This window comes from Paenibacillus sp. 2KB_22, assembly GCF_052115745.1.
In the GTDB taxonomy this organism is placed as follows: Bacteria; Bacillota; Bacilli; order Paenibacillales; family Paenibacillaceae; genus Paenibacillus.
On the sequence record NZ_JBFRHG010000002.1, the window covers coordinates 1,751,594 to 1,773,915 of the forward strand.

Consider the following 22,322-nt stretch of genomic DNA (forward strand, 5'->3'; position numbering starts at 1 on the left):
ATCATCATTTCGCGCAGCAGTGAATATCATACACGGTTTTGACTTTGAAGTACATGACGTAACTCTTACATTTCTCAGGGAATGCAGTTCGTCTATTATAGACGTTTGACGTTCCATCCGCTCCGTCTTACGTATGATCACACAAAAAAGCGTAGATGCCTTATGGGCATCCACGCTTCTTCCGTTGGCAGCAAGTTATTGCTGCTTGTTCTCTGCAATTTCTAACAAATCCTTAATCGCAACACTGACCATAATCAGTCCGGCTACCGGAGGCACGAATGAGTTACTCGCAGGTGGCTGTTTGGCCTTGCGAATTTCCGGAGCATTCTCGGGAACGATTTTTTGTGTTACGTCCTCACGCGGTTTCATCGGCTTTTCAGTCGAGAAGACCACTTTCACACCTTTTTTAATGCCGTCTTTACGAAGTGTAGTACGCACAACACGGGCAATCGGGTCCATGGTTGTTTTCGAAATATCCGCAACCTGGAATTTCGTTGGGTCCATTTTATTCGCCGCACCCATGCTGGAGATCATCGGAATTTTACGTTTCAGGCACTCTTTAATGAGATGGATTTTGTAGATAATCGTGTCGGATGCATCCAGCACATAATCCAGTTCATATTTGAACAGTTCCTCATACGTTTCTTCCGTGTAAAACATATTCAATGCAATGGCATCACATTCAGGATTGATCAGTTTCACACGTTCCACCATCAGGTCCGCTTTTTTCTGTCCCACTGTCGTGGTCAGCGCATGAATCTGGCGGTTGATGTTGGTGATATCCACGACGTCTTTATCAATCAGGATGATGCGCCCCACACCGCTACGGGCAAGAGCTTCTACAGCAATTCCACCTACGCCGCCAATACCGAGCACAGCGACTGTACTATTTTTCAATGCGTCCAGACCTTCAGGTCCGATCGCAAGTTCTGTTCTTGAAAATTGATGGAGCATTGAGAATCGATGCCTCCTTTATTTCTTTTCCGCTACCGGTTTACGGGCTACGCGGATATGAAGTTGTTCCAATTGCGAGTCATCCACTTCGGAAGGTGCATTCATCAGCAGATCCGTTGCACTTGCCGTTTTCGGGAAGGCAATCGTTTCACGCAGATTTGTGCGGCCTGCCAGCAACATCACCAAACGGTCAAGACCAAAGGCAATTCCGCCATGTGGTGGTGTTCCGTATTCAAATGCTTCCAGCAGGTAACCGAATTTCTCATTCGCTACTTCTGTAGAGAGTCCCAGGGCAGCAAACATTTTCTCCTGAACGTCACGTTTGTAGATACGCATCGAACCGCCACCTACTTCATAACCATTGAGAACAAGGTCATAGGCTTGAGCACGAATAGCACCCGGATCTGTGTCGAACAGATGTACATCTTCGTCTTTTGGACGTGTGAACGGATGATGTTCTGCCACATAACGTTTTGCATCTTCATCATATCCGAGGAGTGGGAAGTCCACAACCCAAGCGAATTTGAATTTGCTGTCATCGATCAGTCCGAGTTGACGGCCGATTTTCAGACGCAATGCACCCAGTACATCAGCAACCACTTTTTTCGTGTCTGCGGAGAAGAGCAACAAGTCGCCATCCTCAGCACCTGTGCGTTCTTTGACAGCTTCGATTTCTTCAGGCGTGAAGAACTTCACGATTGGCCCTTTGAACTCGCCGTCTTTCACTTGAATCCAAGCCAGACCTTTTGCACCGTAACGTGCAGCAAATGGTCCGAGATCATCGATCTCTTTACGGCTCCATGTGCCACAGCCTTTAGCGTTCAGCACTTTCACTTCTCCACCTTTTTCGATGACGGAAGCAAATACTTTCACACCACTGTTCGCTACGATATCGTTCATTTCAACCAGTTCCATACCGAAGCGCAGATCTGGCTTATCTGAACCGTATTTACCCATTGCATCTGCATACGTAATCCGTTGGAAAGGCAGTTCCAGCTCAATGCCTTTTGTTTCACGCAACAATTTGGCCATCAGTTCTTCCATCATTGGCAGCAGGTCATCCTGTTGCAGGAAGGAAGTCTCGATGTCGACTTGAGTGAATTCTGGTTGACGGTCTGCACGCAGATCCTCATCCCGGAAACAACGAGCGATCTGATAATAACGCTCAACGCCACCCACCATCAGCAATTGTTTGTAGATTTGCGGGGATTGTGGCAAGGCGAAGAATTCACCTTCATGCACACGGCTCGGTACGAGATAATCACGTGCACCTTCCGGGGAGCTCTTCGTCAGAATTGGTGTTTCCACTTCAACGAACTCTTCACCATCCAGATAGTCACGGAACACTTTGGAAGCTTTGGAACGCAGTTTCAGTGTTTCGAACATTTCCGGACGACGCAGGTCCAGGTAACGATATTTCAAACGAAGGGATTCATCCACTTCAACACCATCTTCAATGAAGAATGGAGGTGTTTTGGCTGCGTTCAGCACTTCAATTTCAGTGATTTGAACTTCAATTTCGCCGGTAGGCAGGTTTTTGTTCACTGTTTCTGCATCACGTTTAACGACTTTACCCGTTACAGCGATAACATACTCGCTACGTACGCGATCTGCGATTTGCAAAGCTTCACCGGAATAAGCCGGGTTAAAGACAACTTGTACAATTCCGCTGCGATCACGCAGATCGATGAAAAGTACGCCCCCCAAGTCACGGCGGGTTTGAACCCAACCGTTCAATGTTACTGTTTCACCGATGTGTGCGGGTGTTAATGCGCCGCAATGATGACTTCTTTTCATAACCAAACTCCTCATTATGTGAATTTCCGTTCTGTATGGGCAGTTATCACCTGCTCTTCAACAGTCCGGTTACGTGTAGACCATGTATTCAAAAAGGCATGTTACCTCTGGCCCGCCAACTTCCGCTTAATTGGAATCGTCGGTGAACCTCAGTAATTTTGCCGGATCAATTGTGTACTCGAAAGTTTTAATCTTCATGTTACAGTTCGTGCTTATTTACCTTCGCGAATGGCTGCTACCAGATCATCAAGCTTCACAGTTTGTTGCTCTCCCGTATCCATCGACTTGAGGGCGATCTCACCACGCTCCAGCTCGTCATCACCGAGGATGGCGGTATAGCGGGATTTGAAACGATCAGCTGATTTCATCTGTGCTTTCATCTTGCGACCCAGATAATCACGTTCACCAGACAGTCCAGACTGACGAAGTTTGAACAACAGTCGGTTCACTTCACGATCAGCGGCCTCTCCCAGAGCAACAAAGTACACATCCAGTGGAGCGAGCGTAGTCACCTCAATATTTTGGTGCTCTAGAATCAGTTGAATACGCTCCAATCCAATACCGAAGCCGATGCCCGGCTGATCAGGTCCGCCGATATCTCCAACGAGACCATTGTACCGGCCACCGCCACCAACCGTATCAATTGCTCCAATCCCTTGGGCTTTTAATTCAAACGCAGTTAGCGTGTAATAATCCAAGCCCCGTACCAGACGATTGTTCACAGCATAATCTACTCCGAAATCATCCAGGTATGCCTGTAGCTTGGCAAAGTGATTCAAAGACTCTTCATCCAAGCTATCCAATATGGACGGTGCCCCTACGAATTTGTCCTGATCGACTTTGCAGTCGAGTACACGCAGCGGATTACGCTCCATGCGGGACTGACAATCCTTGCACAGGCTGTCTTTCATCGGTCTGAGGAACCCAAGTAATGTCTCGCGGTATTCTGCACGGCTGGTCGAATTACCAACGGAGTTGATCTCCACTTTAACATCCTTCAAGCCGAGCTCTACACACAACTGGTAGCCCAGTGCGATAACTTCGGCATCAATCGCCGGGTCCAGCGCACCGATGGCTTCTACACCAAACTGGTGGAACTGACGCTGACGGCCTGCCTGCGGACGCTCATACCGGAACATCGGACCGATGTAATACATCTTGCTCACATCCGGTTCCCCGTAGATTTTATTCTCTACATACGCACGGACAACACCGGCTGTTCCCTCTGGACGAAGAGTCATGCTGCGATTGCCTTTGTCATCAAAGGTATACATTTCTTTCTCAACGATATCGGTAGTCTCTCCTACACCGCGTACAAATAAAGAAGTCTGTTCGAAGATCGGTGTACGAATCTCGCGGTAATTAAACCGTCGACACAGATCTCGTGCTTTTTCTTCTACGTACTGCCATTTCTCGACAACTCCAGGAAGTAAGTCCTGCGTTCCCGTCGGTTTTTGAAAAGCCATCTTGATCCCTCCAGCATAGATTTTTTTCTGTAAAAGTTAATCCAGAAATGTTACACCTGGACTCTCCGACTGTAGTACCATCTTTTGATCGCTGTTATCCCCAGATTTTTTGAATTAATTTTTTTCAATGTGAAAATCCGGGGATAAAGGCGAACGCTTCGCTTCTACAGATTGGTTCTACAATCTCCGTTATGGTATAAATGTTAGAATCAACTTATATAACAAAAAAATCCCTCGCCCTGTCGCTGTGTAAACAGCAAACAAAGGGACGAGAGATTGTGTAATATACATTCACCCGTGGTACCACCCACATTCCGGAAACCTGACACTTTAGCCGTTCAGGTGATCTCTGGTGATTCAGGATTGCCTAGTGCACCCTGATCAAGCAGATATTCCGCTCTACGTGTAACGCACGTCCTGCGCAGGCCGGCTACTGGTCAACAGATCATGTCTGCTATGTTCGCCGTCTGTTCTCGGGGAAGTCATTCGTCCGCTCATCAAGAGAATCCTTACAGCCTGGGGATTCCTCTCTGGTCATGTGGGCACGGAGTACTTGGTCCCGTCATCAAATCAGTAATATAGTTCAAAAATCGACTTGTATTGACTATAGTCAACGTATTATTTTCTGATTGTAATGAACCGCAGTGCTAAAGTCAAGGGTTAACATGAAAAGATAGCATTAAAAAAATTTTACTCACACGCTGCACGGGATGGGGAGTACCACTTAAATTATGGCTGAAAGAAGCTGGATTCATCAAGTGAATTCCAACTCCAATCGCTACATAACTCTATTGTTTAAGCATCCACTTCAGCAGATCCGGCATGCTCGCCCACAGACGGGAGTGCATAATAACATATTCAATCGCTTCGTTGGAATCGCCCATTCCGACAAAATCAGGGAGGTTATGCGGCAGGCGTTTCAAACCCAGCAGGTAATCCGGCACATGCTTGTTCATCCCCCTAGCCACACTGTACAGCTTTTTGAGCTGGGAGGTGATTCCATTCTTCTTATACTCCAGAATGATCTGGTCATAGGCAAAGGCAGTTGAGGCGCCACCTTTTCCATACTTCGTCATCAATTGTTGTGCCTGCTCCAATTGGTTGCTGTACAAATACACAGCAGCGAGCAGGTAACGTGCACCGGTATTGTCTTCCGTATTAAGTTCCAGCATATGCTCCAGGATTTGTGCCGCTTCTTGGGTATCTCCACCAAACCAGCAAGATTCCGCGTAGCTTTTACATATCCGGATATATGGACGAGTCTCTTGAAGCCCCCAGAAGTCCCCTTTGTTCTTCTCAAAAAACAACTCACCCAGTTCGCGTTCACCAGCAGCGATTCCGTCCTTGAGGTAAGCCCGTGCATCTGACTCATTGTCAGATTCCTCAGCCAGAATAAGATATGCATCTGAGCTGTCGGGATACACCTCCAGCACTGTTTTCGCCAGTTGTATTCTGCGTTTGGCAGAACTGGCTTCCCGCGCCTTATGTAGCAGAGCCTCCGCTTTGTCCTTCGGTGTGCCTGGACCGTTCAGCACCATTAGCTCGTCCGTTTCGCCGCCCATTCCGTATTCTTCAATGTAACTGAACATCTCATTGACCTTCCGGGAGATCGTACCTGTCGTCACCTCATATTTAGTGGCCATTTCAGCTTTTGAGACATTGAAGCCGTATTCCTCGGACAGCAAATACTCAATTGCAGCACAGAAGGAGCCTGTCTTCTTCACAGTGGGGCGAGTCTGGCGTGAATAACCGTTCCATAACATCAGAGCTTCCAAAATGAGCTCTCCCTCGTATTGGTTCCGCATGTTCTCAATCAGCTCCAGGGCCAGCTGTTCGTGAGCCGGATGTTCCCATTTCAGTTCTTTCGTTACCATCCTGTTCAGTTTGGTCAGAGTCAGCTTGCTCTCAGGCTGAACTGTAGCTTCTTGGACAGGCTGCTCCGTTGATATAAGGCGCAGTATAGATTCTGCGGGTGAGGACTCCTTATTCAGACAGCATTTCTTATATTTTTTCCCGCTTCCGCAAGGGCATAACTCATTTCTTCCAACCTTACTCAAAACTAATTCCCCCTTAAATCTGTCACTAGCCAGTTGTATGAGAACACAGTTGCATTAACATTTAGGTGCCATTTCTCGTACCAGGCATTCTATATAACTTGCAGTTTCCAGCGAGCAAGCAGAACGGCTACCCCGCCCTTGTATAAGGACGGGGGCGTATCTACGAGTATTAGAAGGATTTAAGACTAACCTGAAACTCCTTTTATACTGTTCATGTGGAATAAGACGATCTCTCTGGCGATGTGTTCCTCATACACGCTGTCGTTGGATTGCATTCGCCTGAGCCCAAACGTTAAATGCTTGATGTACCATCCAATGAAGCTTAGCTATGAAACAACTGGCTTTAATATATTCGAATCCATTCCTCTATTCTAGCAAAATTTATATAAAGGGGTAAGCTTTACACAAAACATATACATTTTCATCCCAAAAAAATAGCCTGCACACGGTGTGCAGGCTCAAAAGATATATAAAAAAAGGGGGTCATGTGTGTTATTATAAGCCCACTATGTTAAAGGCTTATGTAACTAATATTACAGTAATATTACAAAAATGATAGCGCTTTATATTTTGTTTTTTTAATATATTTATAATTAAAAGCCCTTGCACATTGCTCGACTCCGTAGTCAAGCAGTGCAAGGGCAAAAGGTATCTACACGTTAATTCAATTCTTCCACATAGGCATGGTTGGAACGAAGCTTATGAACAATTTCATCATAATCCTCATCCCTTACTTTGGCAGACAGAACATAGTGCAGATCATCATAATCGGCCGAAGACACATCCGCCGCATTCAGCAGGTCTCCATCCTCATTCACTCTGTCACGAGAATCACGATCTGCGTCACGATCCACATTGGCTACCACGGGGATCACATTTTCACTTGCTGGAACGCCTGGGGCTGCACCTACACCCATTGCTCCGTTAGTGCCTACACCACCCGCAGTATTATATGGCACCAGTGGTACCATAACACGCGTGTCTCTACCTATCGCACTATCGAGTTGACCTACTTCCAAATGCTCTGTACGGAACGTCTGAAGTGAAGTTCTTGCTCCCTCGGCCTCGTCTTCGGTTCGAAAATACGCCTGAATATGTTTTGTCATGTCAAACCCTCCTTTTCGGAATGAAATGCAAACGTGAAGTTTATAAACGTCACGATGTAACGTAGTTACAATACATCAATGTATGTCAGTTAAAACCAGGTGAAGTTAAATCACTTTTAGCAGTTCACGCACAAAAGCTGGCTCATCATCAGGCGTGCGGGATGTAATATAGTTTCCATCCACAACAGCCTCATGATCCTTGAATTCTGCTCCTGCGTTTACCATGTCATCCTTAAGTGGTGGATAGGATGTAATGGTACGGCCTTTCAACAGACCTGCACTAGCCAAAATCTGCGGACCATGGCATATCGCTGCGATTGGTTTCTTCGCACTGTTGATCTCGGTGACAAACTTCAAGATGTGGGCATCACTTCGCAAATTCTCAGGGGATGATCCACCAGGAATCACGACTGCATCATACTCTGAAGCGGATGCGTCAGAGATCGCCTTATCTGTGGTATAGGAGGCTTTTCCTCCTTTACCTTTAAGGGTCTCACCGGCTTTTAATCCGATAATCTCCACTTCGTGTCCAGCTTTTTTTACTTCGTCATACGGAACCTGCATCTCCGAATCTTCAAAGTCATTCGCCAATAAAAAAGCAACTTTACTCATAACGTATGTTCTCCTTTCCGTGTTCGAACTTTCTTTATGAATCGGGCCTTGCAGTACATTGGCACTTCGTTGTGCCTCGTTTTGTTATTACCCTCACCAGAGCAATTTATAACAATTCGATGTAATTTCATTTTGTGACCAAGTTGTTTAAACAAATACTTAGAAGGATCAACTCATGACAAAAAGCCCTGATTCGGTAAGGAATCAGGACTTTTTCAGAATCTGTATAATCCAAATTTCAGATGTTCAATACACATGTCTAAACATTCAAGATCGCGGAAGATGACTCTGTTTCCCTTTGTCGGAATCCTCAAGTGCCCAGATCGTTGCAACACACTCAGCAGCCGCACGGGCAAGATGCAATGATTCATACATGTTGCCAGGGAGTAACAAAGGTTCTGTACGGATACGTGTTTCTTTCGCAGATTGGCGCATAATTGGATGGATACTCCTTTGATCATGAAATAGTCATCAACGAATTATCCTTCATTATGGCCTGAACCCGAAGAAATTATGCACGTGGTTCCTGACGAACCGGACTTTCAAGCATCAAAGTCACGGGTCCCCAGTTGGTAAATGTTACATCCATCATCGCTCCGAAACGGCCGGTTTCAACTTGAATACCTTTATCCCGTAAAAGTTGATTAAACGTTTCATATAACCGTTCTGCCGCTTCAGGTCGGGCCGCAGCTGCAAAGCTAGGACGCTTTCCTTTGCGACAATCTCCGTACAGGGTGAACTGGGAAACGGACAGTACAGCACCGCCTACATCAAGCAGGCTGAGGTTCATCTTCTCCTGATCATCCTCAAATATGCGTAACCCGCTAATTTTGTCAGCCAGATACTGAGCATCCTTCTCCGTGTCCTCATGGGTAATACCTACGAGCAACATTAATCCGGATTCGATCTTACCGGTCAGTTCGTCTCCCACAGTCACCTGAGCCTCTTTACAGCGTTGAACAAGCACCCTCATCTTACAGGCTCCTTACTGCATAATCCGATGCACCGAATAGACATCTTTCACCCGTTTGATCCGATCTACAACGGATTGCAGATGATCTGTATTACGAATCAGAATTGTGACGTGCACCAATGCTAATTTATTTTTATCTGTCCGCCCGGTAACGGCAGAAATATTGGTTTTACTTTCCGATACAGCCTGAAGTACCTCGTTAAGCAAGCCATTCCGATCATGGCCTGTAATCTCAATATCCACACTGTAACTCGCTTCGATATTCTCTTCCCACTCGACCTCAATCACACGTGCAGCTTCTTCTCCGTCTGCACTTGTTGGAATATTCGGACAGTCACTACGGTGTACGGAAACGCCGCGTCCGCGTGTAACGTATCCGATAATGTCATCCCCAGGCACAGGATTACAGCATCGTGCAAATCGAACAAGCAGGTTATCGATGCCCTTGACACGAATGCCGTTGGTTGGTCGATTTCTCCGTTCAGGTGCAGGTTTCAGCTCGCGCATCTCGGAATTTAATTCCAGCAAACTGGACTCTTCCTGCTCTTTACGGAGTTTTTCAGTTGCTTTGGTTACGATCTGTGCAGCAGTAATCCCACCGAAGCCAACAGCTGCAAGCATGTCCTCAATATCGTTAAAGGCATATTTTTTGGCAGCTTCCATCAACTTGTCATCCGTCATCCACGCAGAAGGATCAAGCCCCATGCGTTTCAGTTCACGCTCACAGCTCTCCCGACCTTTTTCAACGTTTTCTTCACGGCGTTCCTTCTTGAACCATTGTTTGATCTTCGCTCGTGCATGAGAAGATTTCGCAATTTTCAGCCAGTCCTGGCTAGGTCCGTAAGAATGTTTGGACGTCAAAATTTCAATGATATCGCCTGTCTTCAGATGATAGTCAAGCGGAACAATTCGACCGTTCACTTTGGCACCGATGGTCCGATTACCAACCTCCGTATGGATTCGATAAGCAAAATCCAAAGGAACGGAGCCAATTGGCAATTCGATGACTTCACCTTTTGGTGTAAATACAAATACCAGATCCGAGAAGAAATCCATTTTGAGTGACTCTACGAATTCTGATGCATCCTGTGCTTCGTTTTGAAGTTCAAGAATTTCACGGAAGAATGTAATCTTATCTTCAAAATGATTTCCGTTCGCAGCGCCTTCTTTGTAGGCCCAGTGGGCAGCAATACCAAATTCAGCAGTCCGGTGCATATCCCATGTCCGGATCTGTACTTCCGTTGGTTCGCCATTGGGACCAACTACCGTTGTATGCAGCGATTGATACATATTAGCCTTCGGCATCGCAATGTAGTCTTTAAAGCGTCCAGGCATCGGTTTCCATAACGTGTGTATAATTCCCAAGGTAGCATAACAATCCTTGATATTATCCACAATAATACGAATAGCAAGCAGATCATAAATTTCGTTAAACTGCTTGTTTTTGGTGGTCATTTTCTTAAACACGCTGTAGATATGTTTCGGGCGGCCCGAAAGGTCTGCCTGAATGCCCATCTCATCGAGCTTGTTCGTAATTCCATCCATAACCGTATCAATATATTGCTCACGTTCCGCACGCTTTTTGTGCATCAGGTTCGCAATGCGGTAATATTGCTGCGGATTCAAATAACGGAGGGCGATGTCCTCCATTTCCCATTTGATCGCAGAGATACCCAAGCGGTTGGCAATCGGACAGAAAATTTCCAGCGTCTCATATGAAATCCGGCGCTGGCTTTCTTCCGACTGAAACTTGAGTGTCCGCATATTATGCAGACGGTCAGCCAATTTAATCACGATGACACGGATGTCCTGCGCCATGGCGATGAACATTTTGCGGTAGTTCTCGTTCTGCTGTTCTTCCTTGGAGCGGAACTGAATACGTTCCAGCTTCGTCAAGCCGTCAACAAGCATGGCACACGTATTGCCGAAATGATTGCGGATCTCTTCAAGTGAGACCGTAGTATCCTCTACTACATCATGAAGAAGCGCTGCTATTATGGAGATGGTGTCCATCTGCATGTTCACAACAATGTCGGCAACCGCAAGCGGATGCAGAATATACGGTTCTCCCGATTTTCGCGTCTGTCCATGGTGGGCCTGATCAGCAAATTCGTAAGCTTCTCGTATGCGCACCAGATCGGGTTCTTTGATATATGCCCCGGCCTTCTCGAGTAATTGCTCTATGCCCATTCTGATCTGTTCCGTGTCCTTTCTATACCAAATGGAACCCGTGACATTGCTGCAACACAGGTTCCCCGTAAAAGTAATTTCCTATAATTATGACGCTTCGCCCGTTTCCCGTCAACTGCTGACGAATAAGAGCGCTTATCCAATTTTTATATTGGTGATCTGTATTACTGTTAACCCGTTTCCCTATGCTTCACAGGGGATTGAATGTATTTCTTTAATTCTTATGTATTATTGCCGTTATTTGCTGAAATAGAAGGAAAATTCATGAAAATATAAATTCCATCGCTCTGCTACGTCAAAAATGTTATTGCTTAATTAAGAGAAACTCTGTAATCTATTGAAAGTTTGTGTTTCGGAAAAGGAGATGAAATTCATTGCAACGCGAAATTCAGGTTAATCAAAAGATGCCACTTGGCTCAGGTTCACTGCTTAGCCTTCAGCATTTGTTCGCCATGTTTGGTAGTACGGTGCTTGTGCCTAACCTGTTCGGTGTCGATCCAAGTATGATCCTGCTGATGAACGGGATTGGAACACTATTGTACATACTGATGTGTAAAGGAAAGATCCCCGCATATCTGGGTTCCAGTTTTGCCTTTATTGCTCCTGTCACTTCAGTATTGAAAACACATCCAGAGAACGGCTACTCCATGGCACTCGGAGCTTTTATCATTACAGGACTTGTGTTTTGCCTCGTGGCTCTTATTATCAAATATGCTGGAACAGGATGGATCAACGTGGTATTCCCACCAGCGGTTATGGGCGCCATTGTTGCCCTGATCGGTCTTGAGCTTGTACCTGTTGCGGCTGGTATGGCTGGATTGATTAATTCTGATCCCGTGGCTAACCCCAATTGGGTGCCTCAAGCCAAACCCATTATTTTATCCTTGGCTACGCTTGGTATCACGGTCATTGGGGCCGTAACGTTCCGTGGATTTCCCAAAATCATTCATATTCTAATCGGTATTGTAATCGGTTATGTTCTTGGCTACTCTATGGGTCTGGTTGATAAACAAGCTATTGGAAACGCAGATTTCATCTCACTGCCTACCGTAACAACACCTACATTCGACTGGTCCGTTATTTTCACCATTTTACCTGTAGCGCTTGTCGTTATCGTAGAGCATATTGGACATTTGCTTGTAACGAGCAGCATTGTGGGCAAAGATCTTTCAAAAGACCCTGGCCTTCATCGTTCCCTGCTTGGTAATGGGGTCTCTACCATTCTTTCCGGGTTTGTAGGATCTACTCCTAATACAACCTATGGTGAGAACATCGGTGTTATGGCACTGACTCGCGTATACTCCACATATGTCATTGGTGGGGCAGCAGTTATTGCCATCGTACTCTCCTTCTCAGGAACATTCTCGGCTCTTGTAGCTAACATTCCTGTGCCTGTTATGGGTGGAGTATCACTACTTCTCTTCGGGGTTATTGCAGCATCCGGTCTGCGTATTCTGGTTGAACAGAAAGTCGATTTTGCCAAACCGACCAATCTGCTGCTTACTACACTTGTACTGGTCATCGGACTAAGTGGTACAGAAGTTACTTTCTATGGCGTTCATCTAAAAGGGATGGCACTGGCAACCATCGTCGGAATCCTGATGAGCTTGTTGTTCAAACTGTTTGAAGTACTGGGCTGGTTGAATGACGATTCGAGGAAACAGCCTATCACTGAAAAAACGCCTGATTAATTTCACCGTATCGTATATAAATCAAAAAAAGCCTGTTCTATCCAACCTTAACGGTTGGATAGAACAGGCTTTTTTATAATCATTAATGCTGTATATTATTTCCCGGGAAACGGAAAAAGCAATTCATGTTTCATCGCAGCAATACATGTGGAGATTTCAGCTTAATAGTTCATCAATGTGAATACATCGATTTTTTCAGGCAACTTAGCACGACCATTCAGATCAGACAGCTCGATCAGGAATGCAGCACCAACAACGTTCCCACCTAATTGTTCAATCAAGTTGATGGAAGTCGCAATCGTTCCACCCGTTGCGAGCAGATCATCTGCGATCAGGACATTTTGACCTTTCTCGATCGCATCTGTGTGCATCGCAAGTGTATCCTTGCCATACTCGAGATCATAACCGACTTCAATCGTCTCTCCAGGCAGTTTTCCACTTTTGCGGATCGGAGCAAAACCGACACCAAGAGCGTACGCCAGAGGGGCGCCCACAACGAAACCACGTGCTTCAGGTCCAGCAATGACGTCAATTTTGAGATCAGAAACCATCATTTTCAGTTCATTGATCGCATTGCGGTACATTTCTCCATCCTTCAACAATGTCGTAATGTCCTTAAAGCTGATTCCCGGTTGTGGAAAGTCAGGAATGACACGAATATAATCTTTAAAATCCAAAATAATCTCCTCCTAAAATAAATACACAAACTTCCATCTAAGATACGCCCTTCATCCGGGATATCATCCATTGTGTCAGTTGCGGTGTAGCTGCATCCAGCATCACCTGTTCTATCTCGGCCATATTTTCGAGCGCCTGATAGTGACGTGAAGCGGTTAGTTCACGCTTAGGCGGGTTATCCACAAACGCAATTTTGCCGTTATCACGGGTAATGAAGGATAATTCTTCGAATACATCCAACATCATTGTAATCATGCGCGGCGAACAACCACACTGACGACTGAGCACAGGAGTAATCTCTTGTTCCTCCACGGGTTCAGCTTTCCATTTCAACACCTGCATATAAATACGCTTAAAGAGATCTCTGGAAGGCATCTGAAGGCGATCTCGGCGGTTGCCTGATCCGTGCAGAAGGATGATATTCTCAGCTCCACTGAACAAAGCCAGCATGGCATCAAGTTGTTCCGGGGTTTCCGGCGTATCAAACACAAATAACGTCCGGACTTGTTCCTGTCCATAATGCTGTGCAGCAGCATTACACGGAAATAACCCGACCTTTCTATCATATACCCAAAGGCAAGGTTCATACAATGAATTTCCCTCGGAAACGTCTGTTTCTTTCCGAACAATAGCGCCAACAGAACCTGATTTGTATCGCAGATGCACCTCAAGTGAGCTCAAGAAATGCTTCATGGCATTCAATGGCTCGGCATTACCGCGCATATCAAACACTTGAACCTGTGGAACATGAATGTCCTGAAGCATCAGTTGAGGTTTTCTCATCCCATTCCATTCATTAACGGACAGTTCTCCCATCACATCAATAACGGAACCTGGGAGAAGGAACTCTGCTAACGCTCCCTTGCCAAAAGCGACGGTTTCCAGTTGCTGACCATCCTGTTCCAGAACCAGTTTCAGATGGCGTTTCTCTCGTCCCATTGTTCTGGTTTCCTTCACAGTCACGCTTCTCAAGACAAACCGTGGCGAAGGATTGCTCATCCCGAAAGGCTGCAATCTGTCGATCTCCTGGATCACTTTCAGTGGAACATCACTGATTCTGCATTCATCATCTGCAAGACGCTGAGGTACAAAGTCCTCTTCAGTCAACACAGATGCAGCAAACTCATTCAAGCCATCCTCAAGTTCTTTCAGCTGATCCCGATGCAAGGTCATACCCGCTGCAGCCGGATGTCCCCCGTAATGGTCCATGGTGTGTTTATTGACTGTGAGCGCCTCATAGATATCCAAACCCTCAATGGAGCGCGCAGAGCCCTTGCAGACACCGCTCTCTGGATCGATCCCAAGAATAAGCGTAGGTCGGTAATAACGCTCCAGCAATTTGGAAGCCACAATACCAACCACTCCAACATTCCAGCCCTCACCAGCCAATACGATTACATCTGGAACAGATCCTGAACGTAACTGTATCTTTTGTTCCAGCTGTGCAGTTGCTTCTTGTAATATGCCCTCTACGACTTGCTGCCGCTCCCTATTCAATAGATCAAGCTGGCCCGCAAGCGTATGAGCTTCATCCAGATTCTCGGTAGTGAGAAGTGATACCGCTCTCCCGGCATGATCCAAACGTCCACTGGCATTAATACGAGGTGCCATGGCAAAGGCAATATTAATTGAAGTCACCTGACTCTGATCCACTCCACTGATTTCCAGCAATGCACTCACACCGGGAAGACGTGAACCACGCATCGATTCTATTCCATAACTGACGATAACCCGGTTCTCCCCTTCCAAAGGCATCAGATCAGCTACGGTACCGATGGCGGCAATCTCCATCCATTCACCGGGTACTTCTCCGATTAGTGCCTGAGCGAGTTTCAGGGCTACTCCCGCTCCGGCCAAACCTTTAAAAGGATATGGACATCCCGGAAGTTTTGGATTAATAAGAGTAAAGGCTTCTGGCAAAATTTCAGGTGGCTCGTGGTGGTCTGTCACAATGACTTCGATGCCCAGTGTTGCCGCATAGGCAATCTGTTCAACAGCACTGATTCCGGTATCCACGGTAATAATCAATGAAACGCCTTGTTGATGGGCCCAATCCAACGCATGGTTGTGCAACCCATACCCTTCATTCGAGCGATGAGGGATATAGATATCGTACGAGGCCCCAAGATGACGCATCAAATGGATCATAAGCGATGTACTGGATACACCATCGGCGTCATAATCCCCGTAAATCAAAATATGTTCTTCCCGCTCCAAAGCCAGCTTGATGCGAGGCACAGCTTCATTCATGCCGAGTAGCAGATAGGGATCGTGCATCTGATTCAGATCAGGATGCAAAAAACGTTCGGCCTCCTTCTCATTGTGCACTCCTCGACTCACAAGCAAACGTCCCACTAGTGGGGAAACGGAAAGCGCCTGCGAGAGTCCCGCAGCCGCCTCCAAATCGATATTTGGTGTATTCCACCGGTATTGCGAATAAAGCAATGATAACGCTCCTTTCCTGATCTACTGGACCCGCGCTTCACTACTGAATTAATGTCGCTTCGTGATCGGGCAGTTCATGATTGGATTTATAGGGATAGCCTGGATCATAAGGTACCGCTTGAATCTGTACCTCTTTCACATGACTGAAACGGGTTAGTAATAGTGTCTTGGCCCGATTTGCAATTTCCTGTGCTTCCAGTATGGAGATTCTTGGATTCACGCTAATGACCAACTCAATCGTAACGTCATGCTCCTGTTCACGAGCAACCAAATGCTCAATGGTAATGATGCCGTATACTCGCTGTACAGTCTCTTTGAAATCTGACGCGTCCTCCTGCTCCAGTTCTTGAACAAGTGAACCATATACTGTGTCCACAATCATTCGGTAACCCTTGTGAAGCACAAAACAGGAAGCAATCAACGCAGACGTAGGGTCCAGGTAGAGCAGCATGCTCAGACCCGTCTCCTCACCAGCCATCGATCCTATAATGCCGATTAACACGGTGAGAGAGCAATAGAGCGCACGACGATGTTGCTGTGCATAGGCTAGCGCCTGAGACTGGTTTCGTTTACGAAAATATCTGTACTGAAATTGAAAAATCGCTTCTTTCACAGCCAGAGCTGCAACAGCTACCAAAAGTACTGACTTGCCAGGTGCTTCCGGTTCACTTCCGGAGAGACTACCCAATGCGGAGATGGCAAGCTGTAATCCACCCATGAGGATCAGCACAGATAACAATACGGAGATTCCGGGTCTAGCAACACGTGAATGTTCTTTAAACCGTTCCCTGCGAGCCTTGCTCTTATCACGTACAGACTTGGAGGGAAAGAGACCTGCCAGGGCAGAACCAGCTTCAGAAGCAGAATACAAGCCGTCAGCGAGCAATGATTTGCTATTTGCCATATAACCGACTCCCGCTTTGATTACCGCAAGTCCCATATTACCAGCAATACCACTCCATGTGGCAGCCTGAGCAGATGGGATATGTTCTCTGGTCATGAATATTCCCCCTTATTTCTGTACATAAAGTTGCAAAACCGCGCCTGGCAGACGCGGCTTCACAATAAGATGTTTAGTTAGATTCTTTGGCTACTGTTGTTTTTGGCTTGTTAACTTGTTTACCTTTGAGCGTGAGCCATAATGGTGCCGCAATAAAGATTGAAGAGTAAGCGCCGAACAGTGTTCCGATCACCATTGCAAGTGAGAACATGCGGATGGATTCTCCGCCAAAAATAAACAAACAAAGTGAAGCAACAAAAACCGTAAATGTTGTATTTAGTGAACGAGTCATTGTTTGTGACAAACTGTGATTAACTACTTCACGCAAGTCTGCTTTAGAAGACTTTTTAGCAAATCGCAAATTCTCACGAATACGGTCAAAGATAACGATGGTATCGTTAATTGAGAATCCGACAATGGTCAATACAGCGGTAATAAAGGTCAGATCTACTTCCAAGCGGAAGATCGAAAATACGCTTATGACGACAAATGCATCATGGAACAATGAAACCACTGCTGCCACAGCAAAGCGCCACTCGAATCGGATTGCAACATAGATCATGATCCCGATACTTGCAATAAGTACCGCGTAGATCGCATTGCGCTCCAATTCTTTGGCCATCTCCGGATCAACCGTATTTACTTCATAGGAAGCCGATGCATCCAGTTTGGTAAATTCCTGTTTAAATTTGCTCTCTTGGGTCTCATCCAATTCATTGGAGAAACGAACATTTACACGGTCAGCCCCCGGTGTAATGGTAACATCACCCTCATCAACACCGATGTCCTTAACAATAGGTTTAATCTGCTCCGCTGTAATCGCCTTGGATACCGTGATATCCACATTCGATCCAGCACGGAAATCAACTGCGTAGTTCAAACCCAAAGCCAGAATGCTGATGATGCCCGTAATCGTCAGAATAATCGAGAAGATATAGGCAATCTTACTGCCTTTAACATAATCATAATTCCAATTAAAGCGCACGAATTTCACTCTCCTTTACTCCGAAGTACTTAGGCTTCTTCAACACGTTACCCCGTACAAGCAGGGTTAACAGGAAGCGGGAGAAGAAAATATTCGTGATAATACTGGTGACAATATCAAAAATCAGCACGAGTGCAAAACCTTTAACCGCACCTGTTCCCAAGAAGAACATAACAGCCGCAGCAATAATGGTTGTGATGTTGGAGTCAATGATTGTTCGGAAGGAATGCTTACCACCCGCTTTAACCGAAGACAAGATCGACTTACCACTACGCATCTCTTCTTTAATCCGTTCGTACGTGATGATATTGGCATCCACCGCCATCCCTATACCCAGGATAAACGCCGCAATACCTGGAAGGGTGAGCACGAATTCTCCTAAATAGAAGATTGCAAGTACCAGCCACGTATGTGTAATCAAGGCAAAACTCGCGATAATACCAGGAATGCGATAAAGCCCGATCATGAACACTAGAATAATAACGGAACCAATCAATCCCGCTTTAATAGTCTGATCCAGAGAAAGCTTACCGAGTGTTGCACCAACACTTTGTGAATACTTCTCTGTAAGTTTCAGTGGCAATGCACCCAGGTTAATGGTGTCTCGAAGCTGGTTTGCTTCATCACGAGTGTAGGCACCCGAAATCTGAGCGGAACCATCTGTCAACTGTTGTCTAACGGTTGGAGCAGAGAGCAACTCATCGTCCAAATAAATAGCGAGAGGTTGTCCGATCAAACGTTTGGTAATCTCGGAAAATTTGGCTTTGTCTTTCACTTGAATGTCAATCATCGGCTCATTCAATTGAGTGAATACAACTTTGGCTGCATTCTCAACAAATTCATTTCCGCGAAGTTCGATTTTGGTGTATTCGCCTTCCTTGTCGTTCTCAGCTTTACTACGGAAGGTCAGAACAGCCGGTTCTTTCATTTTAGCTCTAACTTCAGCCTCATCCGTAACCCCTGCCAACTTCAATCGAATCCGGTTGCTTCCTTCAGTGGTTACCTCCGGTTCGCTTGTTCCGAGCGCATTGGCGCGGCTTTCAAGACTTTTGGCCGTTTGCACCAAAGATGCTTTGGTGACTTGTTGTCCTGCTTCGAGCGGCTCTGCTTCATATAAGATCTCGTAGCCTCCCTTTAAATCAAGGCCCAAGCGTATATTTTTGAGCAGCTCCGGGCTTGTTCCCACCATTACCCCTGTGGTGACAAGCACGACCAGAATGAAACTGATAATTCTTTTCATGCCGTTCCTAGATCCCCTTTCGTTCTCAATATTCCTATTATAGCGATGCCGTAAAAAGCAGTCAATTTTCAACAAAAAAGATCCCTTTCGTCTAGAAAGAGGACCCCCGGTATGCAGACACGGTCATAAAGTTCATAAAGCTTGTTGCTTTCAGTGACAAAATGTCGTTCACCAGCTGGTGAAGCGGTGGAATGCCCTGTTTTTCATATTTATGACTGACGCAATTCCAGACATCTTTGCTGGTGACATATTCGTAACCGACAAGCCTTAATTCCTCCGCCTTACTTCGGCAGAGCATCTCTATTGACTGTTCCAACTCCACATCATTCATTTCTTCCAACGGGGAGCCTCCCTTCGTACATCCAAGCCTTTATGCGGCATCAATATTACATCATTCGACTTCGCCTGATCATATTCCTTCTTGCTGGTTATGGTTCTTTTTGTTAATCGTGTCCAAGTTGTCATGAGAAGATGAAGGACTGGCATAGGATGAAGAACAACGGCTTTGTCCCGTTTATGATGATAACCTGTACTTTCAACCGGGAAAGAGGGGTAGTCTTGAAGAAACAGACATTTATTCAGGGGGCCATGATCCTGCTCGCGGCAGGCATAATTAATCGAATACTTGGTTTCATCCCGCGCATTGCGCTGCCACGAGTCATCGGTGCAGAAGGTGTTGGCATCTACCAATTGAGCTATCCCTTTTTTATCGTACTGGTGACATTAATTACGGGTGGTATTCCGCTGGCCGTAGCCAAGCTCGTAGCCGAAGCTGACACTGGCGCCAATCGTTATTCCCCCCAGCGAATCCTGCAAGTAAGCTTAAGCTTTACGTTGACCCTTGGTGTGGTATTCATGTTTTTGTGCATCCTTTTTGCACCCTGGGTTACCAAGTACGTGCTCACGGATGAGCGGGTGTATCATACGTTCGTTAGCATGAGTCCCATGATTGCCATTATCGCCGTATCAGCCGTCTACAGAGGGTACTTCCAGGGCAAGCAAAACATGATGCCTACTGCCATTTCATCCATTGTTGAAACCATCATACGGATCGTTTGTGTCATCTGGTTTGCCTGGCTTCTCCTCCCCCACGGTATTGCCCAGGCTGCTGCTGGTGCCATGCTGGGAGCGCTCGTTGGAGAATTTGGCGGTATGCTTGTACTCTTGTGGAAGTATAACAGACAGAAGAAAGAGTTACCGCTCGTTATGCAACAGAACATGTCCAATCTCACAACCAAACCTTCAGCCAAACCTTTAAACCCAATACCTTCGGTTCTGAAAGAAACGAGTACTCCACAGCCCGGATTAATCCGGCGTTTGCTTGCAATCTCGGTTCCTGTTACAGCAGGCCGATTGGTTGGTTCTCTATCCTATCTGGCCGAAACCATCGTTACTGCCCAAAGTCTGGCTCTGGCAGGCATATCCAAAGGACTCGCTACAGCACAATATGGTGCACTACAGGGTATGATTATTCCTTTGCTTCTGCTGCCGGGGGCACTGACTTCATCGCTTGCGACATCACTTGTGCCTTCACTGTCAGAAGCTTCTGCTCAGGGAGATCGCGCACTCATTCACAAGAGAATGCATCAGGCATTACGTTTGGCACTCGTGACAGGTGCTCCGTTTTCTGTGTTTATGTATGTGCTTGCCGAACCGATGTGTCTTGTTCTGTATAATGATGCATCGATCGGAAGCATGCTGAAGCTAATGGCTCCTTTTGCTTTGTTCATTTATATTCAAGCTCCTCTTCAAGCTGCGTTGCAAGCCCTTGACCGTCCAGGTAAAGCACTGCTAAATACATTCATCGGTGCTGTTATCAAAATCACATTGATTTTAACGCTCGCTTCCCGGCCCGAATATGGCATCTTCGGTGCAGTCATCGCCATCTGTGTGAATTCAACTGTAGTTACCTTGTTACATGCCCAAAGCGTACGTAGTCTGCTACAGTTCCGCTTCAAACTTATGGATTGGGTCAAGACGGGTGCAGGAATGTTTATTATGGGAGCAGCAACCCTACTCGTGTACGAAGAGACTGCCATGATATTGCCTTTTTGGCTCCGGATGCTTCTCGCTCCATTTGTCGGGCTTATTGTGTATTTCATCGTCATGGGCTGGACCAAAATGATTGATTTCCATGATCTGTCCCGTGCTCCTTTAATAGGTTCATGGTTCAAGCGTCGGTGAGGCAAATGAATTTCATTTTTTATCATCTTTTGGACTTACATAAATCTTACCGTTATGGTCGATGGAGCATATAAAAACATCTTTGAAATCCAGGATACCATTCTGCTGAATTTGATTTTTTAGCCAAAATCTCGTTTTCTGAATGAGTTCCAAATTCTGATCCTGGACCTTACCGTCCATAATTAAGGGCAGCGGCAGACCTTCGTATTTGATATTTGGAAATCCGTCGATTTGGTTTTTTCCTATTTTGGATTTATTGGAAGAAGACTCTTCTGTGTCAGAACGGGAAGAACTTCTGTCGTCGGAAGTATTTTGATCTTTGGGAAAAACGGTCAGCTTACCTGTGGTCTCCAAAATGGCGAAATCCACCTCACCAATACTGTCTACATTCTGTTCACGGAGCTGTAACAACAGATCATCCAGATTATATCGCTGCTTCCGCATCTCATCCCGATGAAGAACGCCTTTGGAGATCAATACCGTTGGTTTGCCATCAATCATTAGCCTCAGCCTCCGACTCTTCAAACCGACAAAGGCCATCCCAATTTGCACGATGATGACCGTCAACATAGGTGCAATGCCATGAGACAAAGGTTTATCTATATCTTCAATGACAAAGGCAGCCATCTCTGCGAGCATAATTGACACAACCAGATCAAACATGGATAGCTTGCCGATCTCACGTTTACCCATAACTCGAATAGCGCAATACACAAGAAAGTACATGAGAATGGTTCGAAAGATATGTGCTCCGACATCTGGGAAGTTCACAATAGGGGTCCTCCTTCGAAACTGAGTTTTTGACAGTTGGCTGTGGTGCAATCCCTATTTTGACCTGAACCTTACAGGCTCATGCAGAAATAATCCGTTCATTTAATGGAAATCAGTTCATAAGTCAGAGGGCTTGACCATACACTGTATTAACTTCAAACTTGTACAAGGGG

The 22,322-nt window shown here is 46.0% G+C and carries 18 protein-coding genes; 2 read left to right on the forward strand and 16 right to left on the reverse strand.

What is annotated here, in order from left to right; genetic code table 11:
* Nucleotides 1-195 precede the first annotated feature (195 nt).
* The 9 genes from AB4111_RS18805 to AB4111_RS18845 form a co-directional block, all read right to left on the reverse strand.
* Nucleotides 196-954 (reverse strand): tRNA threonylcarbamoyladenosine dehydratase, encoded by a 759-nt coding sequence (locus tag AB4111_RS18805; protein ID WP_091020457.1) that lies wholly within the window; start codon nucleotides 952-954, stop codon nucleotides 196-198.
* A gap of 18 nt (nucleotides 955-972) precedes the next feature.
* Nucleotides 973-2,751 carry an aspartate--tRNA ligase gene (aspS, locus tag AB4111_RS18810; protein ID WP_036616911.1) on the reverse strand — a complete coding sequence of 593 codons (1,779 nt, stop codon included), beginning with the start codon at nucleotides 2,749-2,751 and terminating at the stop codon, nucleotides 973-975.
* A 212-nt stretch (nucleotides 2,752-2,963) separates the two neighbouring features.
* A complete protein-coding gene (gene hisS, locus AB4111_RS18815) occupies nucleotides 2,964-4,217 on the reverse strand; it encodes a histidine--tRNA ligase (RefSeq protein ID WP_442032737.1) in 1,254 nt (417 codons plus the stop codon).
* A gap of 788 nt (nucleotides 4,218-5,005) precedes the next feature.
* The gene (locus AB4111_RS18820; protein ID WP_442032738.1) at nucleotides 5,006-6,274 is read right to left on the reverse strand and encodes an SEC-C metal-binding domain-containing protein; all 1,269 of its coding nucleotides are present in this window, start codon (nucleotides 6,272-6,274) and stop codon (nucleotides 5,006-5,008) included.
* Between the two features lie 659 nt (nucleotides 6,275-6,933).
* Nucleotides 6,934-7,380, reverse strand: coding sequence for a hypothetical protein (locus tag AB4111_RS18825; RefSeq protein ID WP_442032739.1), 447 nt, complete (start codon nucleotides 7,378-7,380; stop codon nucleotides 6,934-6,936).
* A gap of 105 nt (nucleotides 7,381-7,485) precedes the next feature.
* Nucleotides 7,486-7,992: a type 1 glutamine amidotransferase domain-containing protein gene (locus AB4111_RS18830; RefSeq protein ID WP_442032740.1), complete on the reverse strand. Its 507-nt coding sequence runs from the start codon at nucleotides 7,990-7,992 to the stop codon at nucleotides 7,486-7,488.
* Nucleotides 7,993-8,259: 267 nt separating this feature from the next.
* Nucleotides 8,260-8,427 (reverse strand): hypothetical protein, encoded by a 168-nt coding sequence (locus AB4111_RS18835; RefSeq protein WP_442032741.1) that lies wholly within the window; start codon nucleotides 8,425-8,427, stop codon nucleotides 8,260-8,262.
* 76 nt (nucleotides 8,428-8,503) lie between these two features.
* Nucleotides 8,504-8,965, reverse strand: a complete 462-nt coding sequence (dtd, locus tag AB4111_RS18840; protein ID WP_342570881.1) for a D-aminoacyl-tRNA deacylase — start codon at nucleotides 8,963-8,965, stop codon at nucleotides 8,504-8,506.
* Nucleotides 8,966-8,977: 12 nt separating this feature from the next.
* Nucleotides 8,978-11,155 (reverse strand): RelA/SpoT family protein, encoded by a 2,178-nt coding sequence (locus tag AB4111_RS18845; protein WP_421891949.1) that lies wholly within the window; start codon nucleotides 11,153-11,155, stop codon nucleotides 8,978-8,980.
* 374 nt (nucleotides 11,156-11,529) lie between these two features.
* On the opposite strand from AB4111_RS18845, the gene uraA reads away from it, so the two are divergent.
* Nucleotides 11,530-12,846: a uracil permease gene (gene uraA, locus AB4111_RS18850; RefSeq protein WP_442032742.1), complete on the forward strand. Its 1,317-nt coding sequence runs from the start codon at nucleotides 11,530-11,532 to the stop codon at nucleotides 12,844-12,846.
* 161 nt (nucleotides 12,847-13,007) lie between these two features.
* Here the strand turns inward: uraA and AB4111_RS18855 are convergent, their stop codons facing one another.
* From AB4111_RS18855 to AB4111_RS18880, 6 genes are all read right to left on the reverse strand, one after another.
* Nucleotides 13,008-13,523 carry an adenine phosphoribosyltransferase gene (locus tag AB4111_RS18855; RefSeq protein ID WP_442032743.1) on the reverse strand — a complete coding sequence of 172 codons (516 nt, stop codon included), beginning with the start codon at nucleotides 13,521-13,523 and terminating at the stop codon, nucleotides 13,008-13,010.
* 37 nt (nucleotides 13,524-13,560) lie between these two features.
* Entirely contained in the window at nucleotides 13,561-15,969 is a 2,409-nt protein-coding gene (gene recJ, locus AB4111_RS18860) for a single-stranded-DNA-specific exonuclease RecJ (RefSeq protein WP_442032744.1), read from the reverse strand.
* Nucleotides 15,970-16,009: 40 nt separating this feature from the next.
* On the reverse strand, nucleotides 16,010-16,969 hold the full coding sequence (locus tag AB4111_RS18865) for a cation diffusion facilitator family transporter (protein WP_442032745.1): 960 nt from the start codon (nucleotides 16,967-16,969) through the stop codon (nucleotides 16,010-16,012).
* A gap of 73 nt (nucleotides 16,970-17,042) precedes the next feature.
* A complete protein-coding gene (gene secF / locus AB4111_RS18870; protein WP_253440239.1) occupies nucleotides 17,043-17,954 on the reverse strand; it encodes a protein translocase subunit SecF in 912 nt (303 codons plus the stop codon).
* On the reverse strand, nucleotides 17,944-19,194 hold the full coding sequence (gene secD / locus AB4111_RS18875; protein ID WP_051447453.1) for a protein translocase subunit SecD: 1,251 nt from the start codon (nucleotides 19,192-19,194) through the stop codon (nucleotides 17,944-17,946). Before secD ends, secF begins: the two co-directional genes overlap by 11 nt.
* Before the next feature lie 91 nt (nucleotides 19,195-19,285).
* Nucleotides 19,286-19,525, reverse strand: a complete 240-nt coding sequence (locus tag AB4111_RS18880) for a post-transcriptional regulator (RefSeq protein WP_036617497.1) — start codon at nucleotides 19,523-19,525, stop codon at nucleotides 19,286-19,288.
* Nucleotides 19,526-19,752: 227 nt separating this feature from the next.
* Here AB4111_RS18880 and spoVB point away from each other — a divergent pair, with 227 nt between their 5' ends.
* Nucleotides 19,753-21,378: a stage V sporulation protein B gene (gene spoVB / locus AB4111_RS18885; RefSeq protein WP_442032746.1), complete on the forward strand. Its 1,626-nt coding sequence runs from the start codon at nucleotides 19,753-19,755 to the stop codon at nucleotides 21,376-21,378.
* A gap of 12 nt (nucleotides 21,379-21,390) precedes the next feature.
* Here spoVB and AB4111_RS18890 read toward each other — a convergent pair whose 3' ends face one another.
* Complete coding sequence (locus AB4111_RS18890) at nucleotides 21,391-22,104, reverse strand: YetF domain-containing protein (RefSeq protein ID WP_442032797.1); 714 nt, start codon at nucleotides 22,102-22,104, stop codon at nucleotides 21,391-21,393.
* Nucleotides 22,105-22,322: the final 218 nt, after the last annotated feature.

Excerpts from the sequence above, each read along its gene's own strand:
- AB4111_RS18880 (WP_036617497.1), bottom strand. The coding sequence starts at position 19,525 with ATGAATGATGTGGAGTTGGAACAGTCAATAGAGATGCTCTGCCGAAGT.
- AB4111_RS18835 (WP_442032741.1), bottom strand. The coding sequence starts at position 8,427 with ATGCGCCAATCTGCGAAAGAAACACGTATCCGTACAGAACCTTTGTTA.
- dtd (WP_342570881.1), bottom strand. The coding sequence starts at position 8,965 with ATGAGGGTGCTTGTTCAACGCTGTAAAGAGGCTCAGGTGACTGTGGGA.
- secD (WP_051447453.1), bottom strand. The coding sequence starts at position 19,194 with ATGAAAAGAATTATCAGTTTCATTCTGGTCGTGCTTGTCACCACAGGG.
- hisS (WP_442032737.1), bottom strand. The coding sequence starts at position 4,217 with ATGGCTTTTCAAAAACCGACGGGAACGCAGGACTTACTTCCTGGAGTT.
- AB4111_RS18890 (WP_442032797.1), bottom strand. The coding sequence starts at position 22,104 with ATGTACTTTCTTGTGTATTGCGCTATTCGAGTTATGGGTAAACGTGAG.
- AB4111_RS18830 (WP_442032740.1), bottom strand. The coding sequence starts at position 7,992 with ATGAGTAAAGTTGCTTTTTTATTGGCGAATGACTTTGAAGATTCGGAG.
- AB4111_RS18825 (WP_442032739.1), bottom strand. The coding sequence starts at position 7,380 with ATGACAAAACATATTCAGGCGTATTTTCGAACCGAAGACGAGGCCGAG.
- AB4111_RS18865 (WP_442032745.1), bottom strand. The coding sequence starts at position 16,969 with ATGACCAGAGAACATATCCCATCTGCTCAGGCTGCCACATGGAGTGGT.
- AB4111_RS18845 (WP_421891949.1), bottom strand. The coding sequence starts at position 11,155 with ATGGGCATAGAGCAATTACTCGAGAAGGCCGGGGCATATATCAAAGAA.
- AB4111_RS18805 (WP_091020457.1), bottom strand. The coding sequence starts at position 954 with ATGCTCCATCAATTTTCAAGAACAGAACTTGCGATCGGACCTGAAGGT.
- aspS (WP_036616911.1), bottom strand. The coding sequence starts at position 2,751 with ATGAAAAGAAGTCATCATTGCGGCGCATTAACACCCGCACACATCGGT.